Consider the following 15,825-nt stretch of genomic DNA (forward strand, 5'->3'; position numbering starts at 1 on the left):
ATGGCGCGCGCGTCCTTCAGCCAGGCGACGTGGCTCGTCGCCGAACGCGAGATGAAGACCCTGGTCACCACCAAGGGTTTCTGGATCGGTTTCGCCTTCACGATCATCGGCCTGTTCGCCCTGACGGTGCTGCCCACGGTGTTCGGCGGTGACGACCCGAAGGTCGCCGTGGTCGGGTCCGCCGCGCAGGCGGTGCAGGGCAAGGCGCTCGACGTCCAGGAGGTCGGCAGCGTCCAGGAGGCCGCGGACCTCGTCCGCGCCGACGACGTCGAGGCCGCGATCGTGCCCGACGGCGCCGGCATCAAGGTCCTCGCGCTCAACAGCCCGCCGAACGACGTGGTCCGCGAGCTCGTCGAGTCGCCCCCGGTGGAGCTGCTGGCGGCGTCGGCGGTGACCTCGGGCCAGCGGTCCGTCACGGTCATCGTGTTCGGGCTGGTGTTCCTCATGTTCGGCATGGGCGGCGCGGCGATCGCGCAGAGCACCGTGACCGAGAAGCAGACGCGGATCGTCGAGATCCTCGTGTCCACGGTGCCGGTGCGGGCGCTGCTCGCGGGCAAGATCCTCGGGCACACGATCCTGACGCTCGGCCAGGTGGTCGTGCTCGCGCTCACGGCACCGATCGCGTTGCGGGTCGCCGACCTCGGCACGCTGCTGGGGGTGGTGGCGCCCGCGCTGGGCTGGTTCATCCCGTTCCTGATGTTCGGGTTCGTGCTGATCTCGTCGATGTGGGCGGTCGCCGGCGCGCTGGTCAGCCGCCAGGAGGACCTCGGCTCCACGATGGGCCTGGTCATGCTCGCGGTGATGGGCCCGTACTTCGGCGTGCAGTTCTTCTACGAGAACCCCGCGGTGCTCAAGGTGATGTCGTTCGTGCCGTTCACCGCCGGGGTCGCGATGCCGGTGCGGTTGTTCGCCGAGCAGGCGCAGGCGTGGGAGGCGTTGCTCTCCCTCGGCATCCTCGCCGCGACCGTGGTCGTGATCCTGCTGGTCGCGTCGCGGCTCTACACCGGCTCGCTGCTGCAGACCGGTGGGCGGGTGAAGCTCGCCAAGGCGTGGGCACCGGCAGAATAGGCCCATGACCGCTGATCCGATCCGCCTCGCCGTCGTCGGCCTGGGAGCCATGGGCACCCGGATGCTGACGGCGGCGCGGGCACATCCCGGCTACACCGTGGTCGCGGGTGTCGACGTCGCACCCAGGACCCTCGACCTCCCCGTCGTCACGTCGCTCGACGACGTGCTGTCCGAAGTGGACGCGGTGTACGTCTCGACGCCACCCGCCTCGCACGCCGGGCTCGTGCTGAAGGCCTTCGCGGCGGGCAAGGCGGTGTTCTGCGAGAAACCGCTCGCCGTCGACCTCGGCGAGGCCCGCGCGATGGCCGAGGCCGCGCGGGGCCGTCCCAACGCGGTCAACTTCGCGCTGTCGGACATGGTGGCGACGATCGAGATCGAACGGCTGCTGCCGGAACTGGGCACGCTGCGCGGCGTGGAGGTCCGGTTGCAGTTCCCGCGCTGGCCCAGGGCGTTCCAGGAGGAGGCGACCTGGCTCTCGCACCGCGAGCAGGGCGGGTTCGTCCGCGAGGTGCTGTCGCACTTCGTCTACCTCACCGACCGGCTGCTCGGCCCGCTCACCGTCGAGTCGGTGTCGTCGGACTTCCCCGGGCCGGACGCGGCCGAGGTGGCCGCCCGCGGCGTGCTGCGCGGCAGCGGGGTGCCCGTGCACGTGTCGGCGTTCTCCGGACTGGCCGGTCCGGAGGTCTACGAGTGGACCGCGTGGGGCACCGAACGGTCGCTGCGCCTCGACCAGTGGGCGCTGCTGTCCACTTCGGACGGCGGCCCGTGGGAACAGGTGCCGCTGGAGCAGACCGGGTCCGACCACTCGCGGCTCACCCTGTTCGCGCAGGCGGTCCGGGGAGAGCACCCGCGCGACCTGGCGGACTTCGCGAGCGGTCTGCGGGTGGCCGAGGTCGTCGAGGCGTTCCTGCGGTAAAACCTCTTGACCCGGTTCGGCAGGATCGGTGGATGGGCATCCTGTTCGTCACACTCGCCGGGCACGGCCACGTCACGCCGACGCTGGCGGTGGTCGAGGAACTCGTCGGACGCGGCGCCGATGTCGAGTACGCGACCGGCGCCGAGCACGCCGAGGCGGTGAGGAGCGCGGGCGCGCGGTGGGTGGAGCTCCCCGCGCTGCCCGAGTTCCGGCCCGTCACCGCCAACCCGGTCGACGAGTGGTTCCCGCACTACTTCGCCGCGATGAGCGTCGCGTACCCGATCCTGCTCGACCGCTGCCGGACCGCGAGACCCGAGCTGATCTGCTACGACGCGACGAACTGGCCGGCGCGGCTCGTGGCGCGCAAGCTCGGCGTCCCGGCGGTGCGCACAGTGCCGCACATCGCGTCCAACGAGCACCACCGGGTCATGGACGTCGACCTCGACCGCTACCTCACCGGGCACACCTCGCGGTTCGCCGCCGAGCACGGCGTCGAGCTCGACCCGTGGAGCACCGTCGATGCGCCGGAAGCGTGCAGCATCGTGTTCGTGCCGCGCGAGTTCCAGCCGTGCGGGGAGACTTTCGACGAGTCGTTCCACTTCGTCGGGCCCGTGCTCGGGCGCCGGGCCGACGAGCGGTGGGCACCACGCCGTGACGACCGGCCGCTGCTCTACGTCTCGCTCGGTTCGATCATGAGCGACCCGGCCTTCTACCGGGCGTGCGCCGACCAGTTCTCCGACGGCGTCTGGCAGGTGGCCATGAGTGCGCGCGGTGTCGCCGGGACGCACGACGTCGAGGTGCGGCCGTGGTTCCCGCAGCCCGCGGTCCTGCGGCACGCCAAGGCGTTCATCAGCCACGGCGGCATGAACTCGACGATGGAGGCGCTGCACGGGGCAGTGCCGCTGGTCGTCGTCCCGCAGACGCCGGAACAGGAGCAGAACGCCGACCGCGTCGCCGAACTGGGCCTGGGCGAACGGGTCGACGACCACGCGGACCTGCGCGCGGCCGTCGACCGGGTCGCGGCGGACGGCACGATCCGGCGCAACCTCGACCGGATGCGTGCCGCCATCGCGAGCAGCGGCGGCGCCGCGAGGGCCGCCGACGTCGTCCTCAGCCGAGCACCTCGCGGAGCTTGACCGCGAACTCCTCGGGCTTGCCCGCGTACCCGAACTCGCCACCGAGGAACCCGCCGTGGTGGCTCGGGAACACGACGGCCTCCTGGCCGAGCAGCCGTGCCGTGTGGATGGCCGTGCGCGCCGTGAACGTGTCACCGGTCTCCTCGCCCACGGCGATCACGACACGGGTGGGGGCGGCGGCCAGCGCGTCCACCCGCACCTCGTAGTCGGTGATGGCGAGCGAGGAGGTGCCCAACAGCGGGTCGTCGCGCCTGCCGTCGTCCTCGGACGGCATGCCGAACTGGGCGGGGTCCGGTGCGGGCAGGGCGAAGTACTCGTCGGTGTACTCGCCGGCCCACGAGCTCATCTGGATGAACGCGGCCATGCCGGCACCGCCGCCCTTGGCCTGGTACACGTCCATGAACGCGTCACGGGCGCGGCGGGCGGCGGCCGCGTCGGGCAGCACGTCGATGATCGGCGGCTCGTGCGCGACGAGCGTGACGACGTCGTCCGGGTAGGCCGCGACGAGCTCGAGCGCCGTCACGGCACCGCCGCTGGACGCGAACAGGTCGACCGGGCCGCCGACGGCCTCGATCACCGCGTGCACGTCCGCGGCCTGGGTCTGCGGCGTGTTGTCGGTGCGGCCGTCCGACCGGGTGCTCCTGCCGAGACCGCGCGGGTCGTAGGTGATCACCTTGCGGTCCGGGAACTGCGCGCGCAGGGCGGTGAAGCCGCTGGCGTCCATCGGCTGGCCGATCATCATCAGCGGGCGGCCCTCGCCGCTCACGTCGTAGGCGATGGAGGCGCCGTCGGTGTCCAGGAAATGGGTTTCCATGTGGGTTCTCCCCAGTGGAGTCGGGTCTGGACAGCCTAGTCGCAGCACAGCGCGGCGCGGCGGACCTCGAAGCGGTGCGGGCGCTGAGCGACCTGCCGTCGCGAGTGGACGTTCCGGCGACCGGCGACGTGGCTCGGGGTTTCTACGGCGCGGCCGAGGCGGCACCGTGAGCGAGGTCCTCGCGGTCCTGCGGCGAACGGCCGCGCGGGCACAACACCGCCCGAGGTCACCGGCGTGAACGGCGGGGAGTCCTCTGATCCGGACCCGGGAGATCAGTCGCTGTCGACGGTCTCCTCGGACGTCTTGTGGTCGTGGTAGGTCCGGCGGGTCTGCTCCGCGTGGCGGTGCATGACCTCGCCGGCCCGCTCGGCGTCGCCGTCGGCGATGGCCGTGACCAGGTCGGCGTGCTCGTTCCACGAGTCGCGGCTGCGGGGGCGGGCGATCGGCGTGTAGTACCAGCGCACCCGGCGGTCGACCAGCCCGATCATCTCGGACAGGACCTTGTTGCGGCCGATCGTCGCGACCGCCGCGTGCAGGTCGGCGTTCGCCTTGACGAGGCGGTCGACGTTCGCGGAGGCGAGGGCTTCCTCGCCGGCCTTCTGCAGCTTCCTGAGGTGCTTCACGTCGGTCGCGGTGGCGTGCTCGGCGGCGAGCTTCGCGGAGTAGGTCTCCAGCACGCCGCGCACGGCGAGCAGCTGGTCGGCCTCTTCCTCGGTCGGCGTGTGCACGAAGGCGCCCTGGGCTGGCCGCAGGTCGACCCAGCCGTCGGTCTGCAGGCGTTGCAACGCCTCGCGCACCGGCTGCCTGCTCACGCCGAGGTGCGCGGCCAGTTCGGCCTCGACCAGGTGCTGGCCGGGGGCGAGGGTGCGGTTGACGATGAGCTCGAGCAGTGCCTCGTAGACGGCCTGGCGCAGCGGAGCGGGTCGTTCGACCCGGCGCGTCGCAGCGGCGCTGAGGGGGCCACGGGGAGCCCGGCGCCGACTGGACGGGGAGGTCATGCCGCGAGAGTACAGCTTTTCGTATGCAAAAAGCCCTGCTGGACCACGCCAGGCGGGTTGTTCGGAGGAATCAGTGCCCACGTCGGCGCGGCGGTGCACCGCGCAGGCGTGGAAGTGCACCTGCCTCGCGCGTGGAGGCGCGCTCGCCGCCGCGTTGTCCTCGAGCCGACGGTCATCCGGCCCTCCGGCAGGTCTCCGCGACGATCTCCAGCACCTGGCCGGACGGCACCGGGGGCGCCTCGGTGCGGCGGACGTGACCTCGGGGTGGCGGGACAGGAGGCGGGACAGCCGGCGCAGGTGCAGGGCGTTGGTGAGGTCCGCGTGCTCTCCGGCGTCACCACCCGGCCCGCGGCCGTCCAGCCAGGCTGGAGAAGCGCGATGCGGCACGGATCGCGCTCCGCTTGGCCGCAGCCGCTACAGGCGCCCGCGGACCTCGTCGGCCTTGGGTTCGCCCAGTTCCTCGAACAGGGCGACCGACTCGAGCCAGCACTTCTCCGCTCCCCGGCGGTCGCCGAGGCCGTCCAGCGCCAGCCCGAGGTTGTCGAGCGACTCGGCCTGCCCGTACAGGTCACCGATCTCGCGGAACACCACCAGCGCGCGGTCGACCACCGATGCGGCCTCGGCGAAGTCGAGCAGGCCCCGGTGCGCCTCGCCGATGTTGTTGAGCAGGATGGCCTCGCTGTACGGGTCCTTGATCTCCTGCCGGATCTCGAGCGCCCGCAGGTACCGCGCCAGGGCGACGTCGAACCGGCCCGCGTCGGCGTGCAGCAGGCCGATGTTGTTCAGCAGCACTGCCTCGGTGTGCGCGTTGCCCAGCTCACGGGCGATCTCGGCGGACTGCTCGTAGCACGCCAGCGCCTCGTCGACCCGTCCCTGGACCATGTAGGCGATGCCCAGGTTGTTGAGCGCCGGTTCCTGTCGCGACCGGTCCCCGGTGGCGCGGAAGATCGCGAGGGCCTGCTGGGTGTGCTCGATCGCCTCGTCGTGCCGCCGGACCTCGCGCAGCGCGATGCCGAGCGTGATCAGCATCCTGCCCTCGGCGGCCCGGTCGCCGGTCGACCGCGCGGCGGCCAGCGCGATGCCGTGCGTGTCGATCCAGTCCGCCCAGTGCTTGCGCAGGTTGAAGAAGTCCCACAGGCACTGGGCGAGGCTCCAGGAGTGCTCCGGCAGGTCGTGTTCGGCGGCATCTCGGACGGCGGCGACGAGGTTCGCGCGTTCGGTGTCGCACCACAGCAGGGCGGCGTCCCGGTCGGCGAACGAACGCGGGTGCACGGCCGGGTCCGGTGCCGCGATCTCCAGCTTGCGCTGCGGGTTCAGCCGCCGGGCGCTCTGCCACGCGGTGTTGACGTACCAGTCGAGCACCCGGCGCCGCGCCAACGCCCTGGCCGGCGGCGGTTCGGCGGCCGTGACCTGTTCGACGGCGTACGCGCGCAGCAGGTCGTGCAGGCTGTAACGACCCGGGGTGTGCTGTTGCAGCAGGTGTTCGTCGAGCAACGTCTCCAGCAGGTCGCCCGCCTCGAACGCGGTCAGCCCGGCGAGGGCGGCGGCGGACTCGGCGGTGACGTCCTCCCCGGGGTGGAGTCCGAGGAGGCGAAACAGACGCCTCTGGTTTTCGGGCAACGCCTGGTACGAGAGGTCGAACACGCCCCGCGCACCGAGACCGCCCCCTCGCTCCAGTCGGGTCAGGAGGTCCCGCATGGTCCACTGTGGACGACGGGCTAGGCGTTTCGCGGCCAGTGCCACGGCGATCGGCAGGTGCCCGCACAGCTCGGCGATCCGCTCCGCCGCCTCGCGGTCGGCCTGCACGCGGTCCTCGCCCGCGATCCGGGAGAGCAGTGCCAGGGCCTCGGTGGCGGTGAAGACGTCGAGGAAGAGCGACCGCACGCCGTCGAGGCGCAGCAGCGTGCGGCGGCTCGTGATCAGCACCATGCAGGTCGCGCCGCCCGGCAGCAACGGCAGCACCTGGTCCTCGCCGGCGGCGTTGTCCAGCAGCACCAACGCGCGCTTGCCCGCCAGCCGGTCGCGGTAGAGCGCCGCGCGTTCCTCGAGCGACTCCGGGATCTGCGCGCCGGACACGCCCAGCAGGCGCAGGAAGCTCTCCAGCACGGCGGACGGGTCCGCGGGCAGCTCGTCGGCGTCGAAGCCGTGCAGGTCCGCCCACAGTTGCACGTCCGGATACCGCTGCACCAGCTGGTGTGCGGCCCTCACGGCGAGCTTGGTCTTGCCGACCCCGGCCATGCCCTCGATCGCGGAGATCACGACCGTGGTCTGCGGTCCCGGTGCGCACAGCTGCCGCAGCTCCGACTCGCGGCCGGTGAACTCGGCGATGTCCATCGGCAGCTGGCGGTGCGCGTTCAAGGCCGCGGGTGAGGGCACCCGGCTCTCCAGGACCACCTGCTGCAACTGGCGCAACCGCGCGCCCGGTTCGACGCCGACCTGCTCGACCACGTGCCGCCGGGCCGCGGCGTAGGCCTCCAGCGCCTCGCCGCGGCGCCCGGAGCGGTCCAGGGCGATCATCAGCTGCGCCCAGAGCTCCTCGCGCAGCGGGTGCAGCGCCGTCTCCAGCCGCAACCGGTCGATCACGTCGTCGAACCGGCCGAGCTCCAGCGACGCCTTGGCGAACCGTTCGACCGCCGTCAATCTGCGCTCCTGGATCCGGGTGAGCTCCGCGCGCAGCAACGGTCCCGCGTTGAGCTCGGCGGTCGGGACACCGCGCCAGAGGGCGAGCGCCCGTCCGAAGTGGTCCGCCGCCGCTTCGGCCGCACCTTCGATGAGAGCGCTCTCACCTGCTCGGAACTGGTCTTCGAACACGTCCAGGTCGAGCTCGCCGGGTTCGACGACGAGCTCGTAGCCGTGACCCGGTCTGGTTCTCAACCGGTCCCCGAGGACCTTGCGCAACCCTGCGACGTACGTGCGCAGGTTCGACTCGGGGGAAACGGGCGGTGAGTCCCAGGCGGCGTCCGTCAGCTGTGCGACGCTGACAGCCTCGTTGGCGTGCAGCAGCAGCATGGTGAGCACCGCGCGCCGCCTCGGTCCGCCCAGCTCCAGCAGTGTGCCCGCCCGCCGTGCCTCCAGCGAACCGAGCAGCAGGAACTCCACAGGTGCATCTCTCCTCGATGATCCGGGCACCGGGGTGCACAGCCATCCTCGCGCACTTCCGGGCCACCTGTGCGCGGCCTGGGCGAAATCTGTGCGCGCCTCCTGGCACCTTTGTACCCAGATCCGGAACCTGCGCCGCCAGGCCCGGTCAACCTCCCGGGAGTGGGGGTCGGCGCAGTTCCCGGGTCCGGTTCCCCCAGAACCCGGCCGGCGTGTGAAAGTCACCGCGCACGTCGGCCACCTTTCCGCAAGACCGGTGGCCCGGACGGGTCCCCCAGACTGAATCCGGGCCACCACCTTGCGGGAGCTGTTCCAGGCGTTCGAGCGCCTCACGACGTTCCGGCAGCGTCCGCCGCCTTCGCTCTGGACTCCTCACCCGGGAGGTCCACCCGCGACTGGGCGCGGTCACCCCTTCCCGGCCGGCAGGACGACCCGGACGTCACCGAGCCCGCGGGCGATCAGCACCTCGCCGCCGGTCAGCGGGTGCCAGCCGTCCGCCCACACCCGTTGCACGCGCTCCGAACACGGCACCTCGACCCGCGCGGTCTCGCCGGCGCCGACGTCCGCGACCGCGAAACCGATGAGGCGCACCGGTTCGTCCCGCGGCCGCAGGTAGACCTGCACGACCTCGCGACCGTCCCGTTCGCCGGAGTTGGTCAGCTCCACCTCGACCCGGCTGATCGTCCCGTCCGCGACGGACGTGGAGGCCTCGCCGTACTCCCAGGTCGTGTAGCCGAGGCCGTGGCCGAACCAGAACAACGGGTCGGTCGCCGCCCGGTAGCCGAGGGCGGTGCCCTCGCAGTAGCGCAGTTCGCCGTCGGACGGAACGGGCGGCAACGCGTCCTCGTCGGTGCGGGGGAACGTGGTGACCAGGCGTCCGGCCGGCTCGACGTGGCCGAGGAGCGCGGCGGCGACGGCGTCACCGGCTTCCTGGCCGGGCAGTCCCGCCCACAGCACCGCGTCGACCTCGGCGAGCCACGGCATCAGCACCGGTGTCGCGGCGTTCACCACGACGACCGTGCGCTGCGCGGCCGCCGCCACCGCCGCGACCAGCGCGTCCTGTTCGCCGGGCAACGCGAGCGTGGTCTTGTCGAAGCCCTCGGTCTCCTGCTCCTCGGTGAGGCCGACGACCACGACCGCCACGTCCGCCTCGCGCGCGGCCCGCACGGCGGCACCGATCGCGTCGGCGGGAGCGCGGGGGACGGGCTGGGTGATGAGGCCGGCCAGCGCGCTGGCCCCGCGGACGCGCGCGGTGATCCGGTCCCCGGGGGCCAGCAGGACCTCGGTCGTCCAGTGCGGCGGCTTGAGCAGCGCTTCCTCGACGATGCCGTCGGCCCAGGCCAGGTGCTCGGAGTACGTCGATCCGGCGGCCTCGACCGTCCACTCGCCGAACCCGCGGACCCCGACGAGCATCCGCGCGGGCGCGGCCGCCGCGAACTCGCCGGACAGTTCGATCGACGCGGCGCCCTGCGCCCAACCGCCGTACGCGGCGAGCTCCGCGATCTCCATCTCGCGCGACGCCAGCACCTCGCCGTTCGCGTCGAACGTCGTGGCGCGGATGTTCCGCAGCACCCCGGCCAGAGGAGCGGCGTGGCGCAGGCGGACCTCCACACCGTCCACAACGGACACCCGGTCGCCGAGCAGCGAGGTCAGGCCGTCCGCGATGCTGACGACGTGCGGCGGCCGCACCCCGGCCGAGCCACCGCCCTGCGCGACGGTGTCGGTGGCGTGCCGGCCGATCAACGCGATCGCGGGCTCGGCCAGCGGCAGCACACCGGAGTTCTTCAGCACGGCCATGCCGCCCGCGGCGAACCTCCTCAGCTGTTCGCGGCGTTCCGGGCTGTCCGGCGCGGGCAGGTCCCGCGGCCACGACCGGGGGACGCCGAACGCGCCGGTCCGCGACGCCAGGAGCAGCAGCCGGCGCACGTGGTCGTCGACGACCGGCTCGGCGACCTCGCCCGCCTCGACGGCCGCGACGAGCCGGTCCTCCCAGGGGCCGCCGGGACCGGGCATGACGAGGTCGAGGCCGCCGTTGGCGCTCGCCGCCGTGGACTTGGTGGCGAACCAGTCGGACATCAGCAGGCCGTCGAACCCCCACTCGCCCTTCAGCACGCCCTCCACCAGTTCGGTGTGCTCGGTCGCGGGAACGCCGTTGACGTTGTTGTAGGCCGCCATGACCGCCCACGGCGAGGAGTCCTCGACCACGATCTCGAACGGCAACAGGTACACCTCGCGCAACGTCTTGTCGTCGAGCACCATGCTCGCCGTGCGCCGCTCGGTCTCGGACTCGTTGGCCACGTAGTGCTTCGGCGTCGCCGCGATGCCCTTTCCCTGCAGGCCCCGGACGTAGGCGGCCGCCAGCGCTCCCGTGAGCAGCGGGTCCTCGCTGTAGGCCTCGAACAGGCGGCCGCCGAGCGGGGTGCGGTGCAGGTTGACCGTCGGCCCGAGCACGACGTGCACCTGCTGCGCCTGCGCCTCGTCCGCGAGCACCTCGCCGACCTCGTGGGCCAGCGCCGTGTCCCAGTGCTGGGCGAGCAAGGTGGCGTTCGGCAGTACGCACGCGATCGTGCCGCCCCGGAGCTCCGCGCCGCGGACACCGGTCGGCCCGTCGGACAGCTTGAGCGACGCCAGTCCGATCCGGGGCTCGTCGTGCAGCGCGAAGAGCGCGGAGCCCGTCAGCAGCCGCACCTTCCCGGGCAGGTCCAGGGCCGCGATCGCCTTCTCGATGTCCATGACCCGAGCACACCAGCCCGGTCGACCGGGCGGTTGGCCGGTGTGTCCGCCGTCACCATTCGGTTGTTCTCGGTGATGTGCCGTGCTGCGACCCCATGTCCGGAGAGGACTCAGCGATCTTCCAGGTAGCGGGTGTGGTCGGCCTGCCGTTGTGCGTCGGCCGCGTGGAACCGCTCCGCCGCGGTGATCGCGTCGGCGTGCAGCAGGTCCAGCTGCCGGAGCAGTTCCGCGCCGGAACCGCGTGCGGCGGAGTACCACCACGGCAGGTTCAGGTACGACTGCACGGACAGCGGCAGGTCCGTGCCGACGAGCCGGGTGACGGCGTGCAGGGCGTCCGGGTCCGCGCGCAGCTCGCGCGGGCGGTTCAGCATGCCGCGCAGCACCTCGGCGACCTCCGCGATCCTCGGCACGGCCTCGGCGGGCACGCGCAGGCCCGCCACCCGGTTCACCAGCGCGTCCAGCTCCGACCGCAGCGCGCCGGCTTCCTCCTCCGGGTCCGTCACGAGGGTGATCCGCTCGGGTGGCGCGGCCAGGGCGCCCGCGCCGTACAGGCCGGCCACCACGAGCAGCCAGTAGGAGCCGGCCAGCCCGGCGAAGTGCAGCCCCAGGCCGATCAGGCCGCCGGCGCAGCCCGCGAGGTTCTTCCAGGAGGCGAGGTACCTACTGATAGCCACGGATCTCCTTGAAGGCGGAGGAGAGCGAGCGGCTGCGGGCGTCGAACACCTTGCCGCCGCTCATCTTCGCCACCTGCTCCATCTCGGCGGTCGCGCTCTCGCCGAACAGCACCGGGAAGATCGGGACGCCCTTGAGGTCGCGCGGCAACGCCTGGTGGAACAGCTGGAAGTCGGTGACGCCCTCACTGCCCGTGTTCTCGCCGTCGGTCATGAGCACGATCGACGTGAACCTGTCCGGATCGGCGTCGACCTGCCGGCGCAGCACGTCGTAACCGCCGCGCAGGCTGCTGTAGATCGCCGTGCCGCCGGCCGCGTCGAGCGAGGTCGCCGTCGAGCGGATCCGGTCGAGCACCGGCCGCGGGTCGTCCTGCGGCACCTCGTAGGTCAGCGGCGGCCGCGCGGTGCTGCTGAACGGCAGCAAGGTCACCTGCTCGCGGCCGTGGAAGCGGCTGAACCTGCCGGCCAGCGACTCGTCGGCCCCGGTCAGCCCGGTCAACGCCTGGCGCAGGCCCTCGATGCGGTCGCCCTGCATCGACCCGGACGTGTCGAGCACGTAGAGGGTGCGCGACGGGCGGCGCAACTGGTCGAAGTACGTGGTGATCAGACCGTCCACAGCGGACTGGCTGCCGGGGAACGGGAGCTCCACCAGGTCCTTGACGGCGAACCTGTCACCGAGCTGCACCTGCGGCACGGCGGGGCGGCGGTGGGTGGTCTCCACGATCCTGCGCTGGACGTCGGCGCCGCGGAGGTGGTCCGACAGCTTCCGGTGCGCCTCACGGGCTTCCGCCGACGCCGAGGTGAGCAGCGTCAGCGGGTAGTCCGCGGTCACCACCCCGTCGCTCGGGTAGACCAGGGTCAGCGGCTCGGGCAGCGACAGCAGCACCGACTCGTAGTTGATCAGACCGTCCACGCCGGCGCCGGGGTCCTCGCCCCTGGCTCGCCTCGTGTAGGCCTCGGACAGCCAGCCCGACGAGCCCGCCGACAGCGTCTGCGCCGAGAAGAACTGCTTGAGCTGCGGCGCGACCGCGTCGATCCGCGCCGCGTCCAGTGCCGAACCCGATCCCGACAACGCGGCCGCGACGCCGACCAGCGCGGAGAACCCGGAGTTGGAGGCGGACGGGTCGGTCATGCCGTACGTGAACTTGCGCGCCCCGGCCGCTTCGGCGATCTCGGCCCAGCCGACGCGCCTGCCGTCCCAGCCGAGCTCCCTGACCTTCGCGGCGGGCAGTCCCAGCACGACCGGGGAGGACATGACCTTGGTCGGCGTGCCGAGCCGCTTCTGGGCGTCCGGCACGAGTTCGAGGTAGCGGTTGGAGGAGAACCAGACGGCGTCGAAGCCCTGCTCGGCCGCGCCGCTCGCGACCTTCTCGGCGCCCTCGACCGTGCCGGTGAAGCTGAACTTCACGCTGACGCCGGTGGCCCTGGCGGCCTCGTCGAGGATCGGCTGGAGGTCGGCCAGTTCGCTGCCGGCGAGAACGCGCAGCGTGCCGGGTTCGGCGTCGCCGACGGGTTTCGCCGGGTCGGGGGAGTCGGAACATCCCGCCAGCAGCGCCACGACGGCGGCTGCGGGAAGGAGACGGCGGATCATGCTTGCTCCTCGGCGCCGCGCACGCGGCTCAGGTGGTCGTGGGCGCGGCGGATCTCGGCGTCGAGCGCGGTGACCGTGCTCGCCAGGGAGTCGGCCGCGCGGGCCTTGAAGGTGTCGATCGAGTCGATCGCGGCGTAGATCCGGTCGAACGACGTCCGCACCGCCTCGACGCCGACGGCCGGGGTGGCGGCGATGCGCTGGACGTCGTGCCCCTGCGAGGACATCAGTGCCGCGTTGGACTCCAGGATCGAGTCGGTGAGCCCGCGCACGGCGTCGACCTGGTCGACCACCTCGCGCTGCCCGGCCAGCGCCGCCGCGACCGCGACACCGATCCGCAGCGCCGTCACCGTCGTGGTGACGGCTCGTTCGACGCCCTTGACCAGTTCGTCGTTGTTGCGCCGCACGACGTCCAGCGCCATGTACCCCTGTGCACACACGGCGAGCTGGGTCAGCAGGTCCTGACGTCGTTGCCGCAGTCCGAAGAGGACGTCGGCGCGCAACGCCTCGGCACGCTCGGGTTCGGCGAGGTCGAGGATCGCGACCTGGCGTTCGACGGCCTCGTCCATCTCGGCGGCCAGGGCGGAGGCCCGCGACAGCTCGGTCATCAGGTCCCACAGCCGTTGCCGCTCGCCCTTGATGGCCGCGTTGTCGCGTTGGAGGGCGTCCTGGCTCGACCGCAGCCTCAGCACGATCCGGTTGACCGGCTCGTCCGCCGCCCGCAGCCGTGCCAGCAGCCCCTTCGCCGCGCCGCCGCCGGGGAGGAACCCCAGGACCTTGCGGCCGGTGAGCTTGCTCAGGTCCCGCGGGTCGAGTTCGCGCACCGAGCGGCGCAGCTCGGCGAGGCTCGTCGACACCTGTGCGCCGAGCGGTGACGAGACGGACGCCAGCGTGCGGTCGAGCATCCTGCCCGCGATCTGCGCCGCCACGCGCATCTCCGCCTCGCCGAGCACCAGCGCCTCGTCCACGATCCGGCCGAAATCGGGGGACCGCGGGTCGACAGCACCCAGCGCGGCGACGAACGCCTCGGCGCGCGAGGACAGCTCGGCGGAGTCGGTGACGGGGATCAGCCCGGCGGCGCGGTCCGCGGCCACGGGCTCGACGGGTTCCGGTGGGGTCAGGACGAAGTCGGCCACGTCAGTACTGCTTCGCGATCGCCTCGAGCATCCGCTCGAGCGTCTCGTGCGCGGGCGGCTCGACCACGTCCACGATCGTCCGCGGCACGGTCAGCCGCTTCTCCCGCACGACGTCGTCGAAGTGCTTCGGGTCGGCCGTGCGGAACCCGAACGCCGCCGCGAGCCGTCCCAGCTCGGCGTCGGTCTGGAGCAGCTGCCCGACCCGGTCACCGGCCTCGCGCAGCGGCACGAGCGTGTGCTTGGACAACACCGTCGGCGCCGGGTAGAGCAGCTCCATGTCCGGCCGGACCGTCGAGTCGCCGCGCACCACCCGGTCGACGAACTGCGCCTCGTACGCGAGCACGAGCGGCGTCTTGCCCATCCCCGCGGACAGGTAGTCCTCGAACGGCCCCTCGGTGCTGCTCTGCGTGTACCCCTGCTCCAGGAACAGCCGCGACACCGCGGGCAGCACCTTCGCCTCGGCGTCCGGACTGCTCACGACACCGCCGTTGGCGACGAACGACGTGATCGCGAGGTACATCGCCGCCGAGTTCGAGTCGCGCGGGTCGGTCGTGGTGACGAGCAGGTTCTTGCGCGCGGGGTAGAAGCTGTTGCCCGGCAGCTGGTCCCACCGCGTACCGGTCGCCGCGATCGCCAGGTAGGCCTGCACGTCGAACGTCCGGTAGCCCGGTCCGGCCTTCACCACGCCCGCCTTGGCGAGCAGGTCGACGATCGGGTCGAACGTCGCGACCACCATCGGCGAGGAGAACGGCGCGTACGTCCGCGCGGCCTTGCGGTCGCGCTGGATCTTCTCGGCCGCCGGCGCGCTCGACGGGAACGCGAAGTCGTACGGTTCGAGGTCGGTCGCCGTCGCGATCTGCCGCGACCCGGCCGGGTCCACCTCGACCACCAGCCCGTGCCTCGCGAACACGTCCTTGACCCGCTGGTCGGCGAAGAACGCGAGCTTCTCCGAGCCGATCACCCCGCGCACGGTCCGGAGGCCGGCGGCCCCGTCGCCCCGACCCAGGACGATCGCGGTGACCACACCCGCGAGCAGCACGACCGCGAGACCGATGCCGAGCGTTCTCTTCACTTCCCACCTCTGCGGAAAAACCCTGTCGGAGAACAGATCTTTCGTCACTTCGACGCCGTCGCGAGGGTGGTGGTGGCAGCCATGAGGTGAACAGTCGATGAACGTGCCGATGAGTTCCGGGCCGCCGGGGAGTCGGTACCGGTGAAGGGGTCCGGAACGAGGAGGTTCAGCGGTGAAGTTCGTGACGATCGGCTATGGAGAGCGCTCGGACTACGACCGGACCGACCCGGCTGTCCGCGATGCCGCGCACGCGCACGACGACCGGCTGCGGGCGGCGGGGGCCGAGATGGGCATCGCCGGGGCACCGGTGCAGGTGCGCAACCCGGGCGGGGCGGGCGTGGCGGTGGCGGAAGGGGCGTTCCTGAGGTCGGACCTGCCCGTCGCGGGGTTCGCGATCATCGAGGCCGAGTCGGTGGAGGAGGCGGTCCGGATGGTGTCCGGGACCCCGTGCGCCGTTGCGCACGGGGTCGTCGAGGTGTGGCCGCTGACGCAGGGTTGACCTCGGCCGCCCCGACTGGCCGTCCATTCAGGACAGTGGAATGAGTCGTCGACGGACAAATCAGGTCTGCTGTTCCAGGCCACGACTCTTCCGGG

At 72.2% G+C, this 15,825-nt stretch carries 13 protein-coding genes; 5 read left to right on the forward strand and 8 right to left on the reverse strand.

The features are described from left to right. From BLQ91_RS08380 to BLQ91_RS08390, 3 genes are read left to right on the forward strand one after another with little or no spacing between them, the layout of a single operon-like run. On the forward strand, positions 1-1,068 hold the full coding sequence (locus BLQ91_RS08380) for an ABC transporter permease (RefSeq protein ID WP_090096182.1): 1,068 nt from the start codon (positions 1-3) through the stop codon (positions 1,066-1,068). A 4-nt stretch (positions 1,069-1,072) separates the two neighbouring features. Continuing rightward, positions 1,073-1,984: a Gfo/Idh/MocA family protein gene (locus tag BLQ91_RS08385; RefSeq protein WP_090096183.1), complete on the forward strand. Its 912-nt coding sequence runs from the start codon at positions 1,073-1,075 to the stop codon at positions 1,982-1,984. Between the two features lie 32 nt (positions 1,985-2,016). Further along, positions 2,017-3,120 carry a macrolide family glycosyltransferase gene (locus BLQ91_RS08390; RefSeq protein WP_090096184.1) on the forward strand — a complete coding sequence of 368 codons (1,104 nt, stop codon included), beginning with the start codon at positions 2,017-2,019 and terminating at the stop codon, positions 3,118-3,120. Here BLQ91_RS08390 and BLQ91_RS08395 read toward each other — a convergent pair. Then, complete coding sequence (locus BLQ91_RS08395) at positions 3,095-3,934, reverse strand: alpha/beta fold hydrolase (protein WP_090096185.1); 840 nt, start codon at positions 3,932-3,934, stop codon at positions 3,095-3,097. The two genes, BLQ91_RS08390 and BLQ91_RS08395, sit on opposite strands and share 26 nt — an antisense overlap. A gap of 14 nt (positions 3,935-3,948) precedes the next feature. Between BLQ91_RS08395 and BLQ91_RS41100 the strand changes: the two genes are divergently transcribed. Further along, positions 3,949-4,104 carry a hypothetical protein gene (locus tag BLQ91_RS41100; protein WP_176959632.1) on the forward strand — a complete coding sequence of 52 codons (156 nt, stop codon included), beginning with the start codon at positions 3,949-3,951 and terminating at the stop codon, positions 4,102-4,104. Positions 4,105-4,206: 102 nt separating this feature from the next. Here BLQ91_RS41100 and BLQ91_RS08400 read toward each other — a convergent pair whose 3' ends face one another. The 7 genes from BLQ91_RS08400 to BLQ91_RS08430 all read right to left on the reverse strand — a co-directional run bounded on the left by BLQ91_RS08400 (position 4,207) and on the right by BLQ91_RS08430 (position 15,231). Further along, on the reverse strand, positions 4,207-4,932 hold the full coding sequence (locus BLQ91_RS08400; RefSeq protein ID WP_090096186.1) for a GntR family transcriptional regulator: 726 nt from the start codon (positions 4,930-4,932) through the stop codon (positions 4,207-4,209). A gap of 414 nt (positions 4,933-5,346) precedes the next feature. Next, positions 5,347-8,031: an AfsR/SARP family transcriptional regulator gene (locus tag BLQ91_RS08405; RefSeq protein ID WP_090096187.1), complete on the reverse strand. Its 2,685-nt coding sequence runs from the start codon at positions 8,029-8,031 to the stop codon at positions 5,347-5,349. A gap of 405 nt (positions 8,032-8,436) precedes the next feature. Continuing rightward, complete coding sequence (locus BLQ91_RS08410) at positions 8,437-10,764, reverse strand: glycoside hydrolase family 3 protein (protein WP_090096188.1); 2,328 nt, start codon at positions 10,762-10,764, stop codon at positions 8,437-8,439. Positions 10,765-10,874: 110 nt separating this feature from the next. After that, on the reverse strand, positions 10,875-11,438 hold the full coding sequence (locus BLQ91_RS08415; protein WP_342670618.1) for a hypothetical protein: 564 nt from the start codon (positions 11,436-11,438) through the stop codon (positions 10,875-10,877). Beyond that, complete coding sequence (locus tag BLQ91_RS08420; RefSeq protein ID WP_090096189.1) at positions 11,425-13,026, reverse strand: vWA domain-containing protein; 1,602 nt, start codon at positions 13,024-13,026, stop codon at positions 11,425-11,427. The genes BLQ91_RS08415 and BLQ91_RS08420 overlap by 14 nt, the downstream gene beginning before the upstream one ends. Then, entirely contained in the window at positions 13,023-14,159 is a 1,137-nt protein-coding gene (locus BLQ91_RS08425; RefSeq protein ID WP_090096190.1) for a toxic anion resistance protein, read from the reverse strand. Before BLQ91_RS08425 ends, BLQ91_RS08420 begins: the two co-directional genes overlap by 4 nt. Position 14,160: 1 nt before the next feature. Beyond that, complete coding sequence (locus tag BLQ91_RS08430) at positions 14,161-15,231, reverse strand: hypothetical protein (RefSeq protein ID WP_090096191.1); 1,071 nt, start codon at positions 15,229-15,231, stop codon at positions 14,161-14,163. 172 nt (positions 15,232-15,403) lie between these two features. Here BLQ91_RS08430 and BLQ91_RS08435 point away from each other — a divergent pair, with 172 nt between their 5' ends. Further along, positions 15,404-15,730, forward strand: coding sequence for a YciI family protein (locus BLQ91_RS08435; protein ID WP_090096192.1), 327 nt, complete (start codon positions 15,404-15,406; stop codon positions 15,728-15,730). Positions 15,731-15,825: the final 95 nt, after the last annotated feature.

This window comes from Lentzea jiangxiensis, assembly GCF_900104175.1.
Lineage (GTDB): Bacteria > Actinomycetota > Actinomycetes > Mycobacteriales > Pseudonocardiaceae > Lentzea > Lentzea jiangxiensis.

Coding starts and splice junctions, on each gene's coding strand:
- BLQ91_RS08380 (WP_090096182.1), top strand. CDS start 1: ATGGCGCGCGCGTCCTTCAGCCAGGCGACGTGGCTCGTCGCCGAACGC.
- BLQ91_RS08385 (WP_090096183.1), top strand. CDS start 1,073: ATGACCGCTGATCCGATCCGCCTCGCCGTCGTCGGCCTGGGAGCCATG.
- BLQ91_RS08390 (WP_090096184.1), top strand. CDS start 2,017: ATGGGCATCCTGTTCGTCACACTCGCCGGGCACGGCCACGTCACGCCG.
- BLQ91_RS08395 (WP_090096185.1), bottom strand. CDS start 3,934: ATGGAAACCCATTTCCTGGACACCGACGGCGCCTCCATCGCCTACGAC.
- BLQ91_RS08400 (WP_090096186.1), bottom strand. CDS start 4,932: ATGACCTCCCCGTCCAGTCGGCGCCGGGCTCCCCGTGGCCCCCTCAGC.
- BLQ91_RS08410 (WP_090096188.1), bottom strand. CDS start 10,764: ATGGACATCGAGAAGGCGATCGCGGCCCTGGACCTGCCCGGGAAGGTG.
- BLQ91_RS08420 (WP_090096189.1), bottom strand. CDS start 13,026: ATGATCCGCCGTCTCCTTCCCGCAGCCGCCGTCGTGGCGCTGCTGGCG.